The sequence below is a fragment of the Coleofasciculus sp. F4-SAH-05 genome (assembly GCF_040222985.1).
In the GTDB taxonomy this organism is placed as follows: domain Bacteria; phylum Cyanobacteriota; class Cyanobacteriia; order Cyanobacteriales; family Coleofasciculaceae; genus Coleofasciculus; species Coleofasciculus chthonoplastes.
Genome location: NZ_JAVKBY010000017.1, coordinates 1 through 4,204 on the forward strand (window position 1 = coordinate 1; position 4,204 = coordinate 4,204).

Annotated in this window: 3 protein-coding genes; all 3 read left to right on the top strand. The window is 47.5% G+C overall.

Features of this window, described 5'->3' with window-relative positions; all coding sequences use genetic code 11:
- The first annotated feature begins 173 nt into the window (after positions 1-173).
- The 3 genes from RIG27_RS01700 to RIG27_RS01710 all read left to right on the top strand — a co-directional run bounded on the left by RIG27_RS01700 (position 174) and on the right by RIG27_RS01710 (position 4,133).
- Positions 174-881, top strand: a complete 708-nt coding sequence (locus tag RIG27_RS01700) for a helix-turn-helix domain-containing protein (RefSeq protein WP_446341850.1) — start codon at positions 174-176, stop codon at positions 879-881.
- A gap of 161 nt (positions 882-1,042) precedes the next feature.
- Positions 1,043-1,309, top strand: coding sequence for a hypothetical protein (locus RIG27_RS01705; RefSeq protein ID WP_446341852.1), 267 nt, complete (start codon positions 1,043-1,045; stop codon positions 1,307-1,309).
- 82 nt (positions 1,310-1,391) lie between these two features.
- Positions 1,392-4,133: a plasmid replication protein, CyRepA1 family gene (locus tag RIG27_RS01710; protein ID WP_446341854.1), complete on the top strand. Its 2,742-nt coding sequence runs from the start codon at positions 1,392-1,394 to the stop codon at positions 4,131-4,133.
- Positions 4,134-4,204 lie beyond the last annotated feature (71 nt).

Sequence of the window (4,204 nt, forward strand, 5' to 3'; positions counted from 1 at the left end):
AATCGATTGGCGATACTCACGACTTTCGCCTGTGCTAGACTAATTTTAGAGATTAACACATTATTTATTACAATACAAGACTAAGAGAAAATAAAAAGTCGTCCTAAAAGGACGAGGCTTGTATCCCTAGTTCTCGGTCAAAATACTATAACAATTCCAGATAAGTCATACTCATGTCCGCATCTAGCCATAAGAATCAGTCTGCCCCGAATTACACCCAACAGTTACAATACCTCATGCATCAGGTGGATGTGTCCAGTTTTCGCCAACTGAGTCGCGTCAGTGGTGTGTCTGAACGACAAATGAAACGTCTGCGACAAGGACAGGTATCGCAAATGCGGGTAGAAACGCTGCTGAAATTATCGCAGGTATTGCAAATATCGGTCGATCAATTGCTCACCTTATTTTCACCCGAATCAATCTCTCCGATGACGCCGTCGCGCGATCGCACTTCACCAAGTTCTGAGATTCCCGCACCAGAAAGCCTCGACAACCTCAAGCAGGAATACCACCGACTACAACAGCAATTCGCCGAACAACGCGAAACCCTGCTACAGGAATTTCAGCAATCGAGTGTGCAGGTATTAGAATCATGGTTATTACAGTGGCCCACAGCCGCTTATGCTGTAACTCAGAATGAGCAGTTACCCGCCATCCGATTATTGCCTCTAATCAAGCCAGTGGAACAGCTTCTGCAACAATGGGGCATAGACGCGATCGCTTCAGTTGGTGATGAATTGACTTATGATCCCCAATGGCACCAATTAATGTCGGGAACCGTTCAACCCGGAGAGCTGGTGCGAGTTCGTTATGTTGGCTATCGGCAAGGTGATAAATTATTGTATCGGGCTAAAGTGAGTCCGGTGAATAATCAAGGATAAAATATTTTTTTTAGCCATTTAAATGCCGAACAGTTTATGGATAATAATTATATGATTCGAGTTCTTTAATCTTGTTTCCTTTACTCTACCTTAAATTTAAGGTCACTGGAAAGCGTGCATTTTTGGCTCGTCGAAACTCTTGATATAGCGTAGGGTGGGCAATGCCCACCAACTCGGCGGGAACTGCCTCGACATTCAGATATTTTTTGAGAGTTACCTCAATTATCCTGAATTCATTCCGTCCTGAATTTAACTCAACCGGAAACCGTAGAGACGCATTCGCGATCGCTTTACCCAAAATTTGGCAGCAATTTGACGATACAGACCTAACAGGCTACGTCTGGAACATCCCATTCCCGTACTCCCCGCCCCCCTGCACCGCCACTTTTTTACATGACGCTTCAACCATTGGTCAACAAGCCCTATAATTAGTGTTCCTTTCCTAAGCTATTCAGTTTAACTACTAGATGTAGTGTAGTTTTGCGTATGAACCCCTTAATCTCTAATCCCGTGAATTATCTGCAAGAATGGAACAATAGCTGTATCGATGACCAACTCACGCGCCTAAACGTTATCCCTTTAACTGGCACTTGCCCATCGAACTATTTATTCTACGCGGATACATTACCACGACGGAATGATGGTCGGGTCAGTCGCCGCATCCTCAAACGCTACGAACATACGGAACAAGGAGGATGGTGGTGTTCCGGAATTGACGTACTCACGGGTAATGATGACCTTTGGGGTTGTTTCAAGCCCAGTTCTCCTCGCTGCAATACTCAGACGGGCAAACTGATTAAATACGAACATCCGCCCCTAGCCCCCACAGGGGTTTTTGCCCTGCGTGTTCCCCTACATTTGTGGCAGGATATTGCTAATCGCTATAACCTGACGCTTCCATTTGATGTAGAGACGCGCCATGGCGCGTCTGGGGGCGGGTTTAATCACGTCATCGACAATCGTGAAGCCCTCCCCGACACATCGGTCAGGGCGGGTTTTGTAGGAACGTTATCATCAATCGCCCCAAGTCAGTCCCTAAACCCGCCCCGACAAACCATGCCCTCGAAGGTGGTGAAGGGTCAACATTCGGTCAGGGCGGGTTTTGTAGAAACGTTATCATCAATCGCCCCAAGTCAGTCCCTAAACCCGCCCCGACAAACCATGCCCTCGAAGGTGGTGAAGGGTCAACATTCGGTCAGGGCGGGTTTTGTAGAAACGTTATCATCAATCGCCCAAGGCGAGTCCCTAAACCCGCCCCGACAAACTCAAAATGTCTCCGGCGAATTTTGGCAGTGGTTGATTGCCCACCCAGAAATTCCGTTGTGTATTACGGAAGGCGCAAAGAAAGCCGGGGCTTTACTCACCGCCGGCTATGGGGCAATTGCCCTCCCTGGTGTATTCGGAGGCTATCGTGTCCCTAGAGATGAACAAGGAAATCGTATCGGCAAGTCTCGCCTCATCCCCCAGTTACTCAAATTAGCAACACCGGGGAGAACAATTTATATTGCCTTTGACCAAGACACTAAACCCAGTACCATCAAAGCTGTTAATGCCGCTATTCGTCAGTTGGGATATTTATTAACCCAAAAGGGATGTTCTGTCAAGATAATCAGTTGGCATCCAGCCCAAGGAAAAGGGGTGGATGATTTAATTGCCAACCATACTCAAACAGCATTTGACCAAGCCTATCAAACGGCTGTCCCCTTAGATACCTGGAAAGCCCAATCCTTAACCGGGCTGACTTATCCGCCCACGATACAGATAAATCGTCGCTATTTAGGGGAATTATCGATTCCTGAGGATGCCAAATTGATTGGAATTAAATCCCCCAAAGGGACAGGGAAAACTCAGTGGTTAGAAACAATTGTCCAAGAGGCAATTAAGCGCCAGAAATGGGTTTTGGTGATTGGTCATCGGGTGCGACTCGTGGAGGCGTTATGTCAGCGCTTTGGCTTGAACTATGTCACTCAGATACAGGATACAGAAACGGGTGCTAGGTTAGGCTATGGTCTCTGCGTTGACTCTCTCCATCCTACCTCTCAGGCTGGCTTCGAGGCGGTGAACTGGTCAGATGGCGTGGTAATTATTGATGAAGTGGAACAGGTTCTTTGGCATGGGTTGGATTCGGATACTTGCAGTAGTAACCGAGTGGCGATTCTGAAATCTCTGAAGACATTGATGCAGAATGTTTTGGGAGATGAGGGACAAGTTTATGTGGCGGATGCGGATTTGAGTGATGTTTCTATCGATTACTTGATTTCTTTATCGGGGGTTCCCCAACATCCTTATATTATTCACAACACCTGGAAACCTAGTGAGTCTGAATCCTGGCGAGTCAACTATTATCCAGAACCTAAGCCAGAACGCTTGATTCAGGATTTGGAACGACACATTGCAGTCGGTGGGAAACCCTTTGTTTGCCTTTCCGCCCAGAAACGGGGGAGTCAGTGGGGAACCTGTACGTTGGAAGCTTATCTGCGTTCTCGATTTCCTGAGGCGAAGATTCTCCGCATTGATTCAGAATCTCTGACTGAACCGACTCATCCGGCGTATGGCTGTATGCGTGATTTGGATGGGGTGTTGAGTCAGTATGATATTGTTCTGGCAAGTCCGGTGATTGAAACCGGAGTCAGTATTGATTTGCAGGGACATTTCACCTCGGTTTGGGGGATTGCAATTGGGGTACAAAGTGAAAACTCGGTGCGTCAGGCGTTGGGGCGAGTGCGGCAAAATTTGCCTCGGTTTCTGTGGGTAGCGCCTTGTGGGTTTAATCGGGTGGGAAATGGTTCTACGTCGATTCCCGCTTTGTTGACATCGGGACGCCGTTTGACTCAGGTTAATATTCGATTATTACAACAATCCGATTTTGATGCCCTGGATGATATTGAGACGGGTTTTCAGGCGGAATCGCTGTTGTGTTGGGCAAGAATGGCGGTAAGGCATAATGCGTCCATGTTTCAGTATCGGGAATCGGTACTGGCGGCGCTGCGCGGGGAAGGGCATCAGGTGGTTGAGGCTTCAGAGGAGGAGATGGGGGGAGGGGCGATTGTCTCTTCGGCTTCCCAGACACAGGGAAAGATTGAACCCGATTCGCTGACGGCTGCGATCGCGGCGGTGAAAGACCAAAATTATCAGGCAGAATGTTTAGCGATCGCGCGGGCTAAAAATCTGAGTGATCATCAATATACAGCGCTTCGCGCTGCTATGAGGTACAGTAACAACAATGAGCAAACCAATTTCTTAAATGTTTAGGATTGATTAAATCAAGAGCTACAGCCAAAATTTTATCAATCATAGAACTGGTAGTAGGAGTAAAGCCCAGC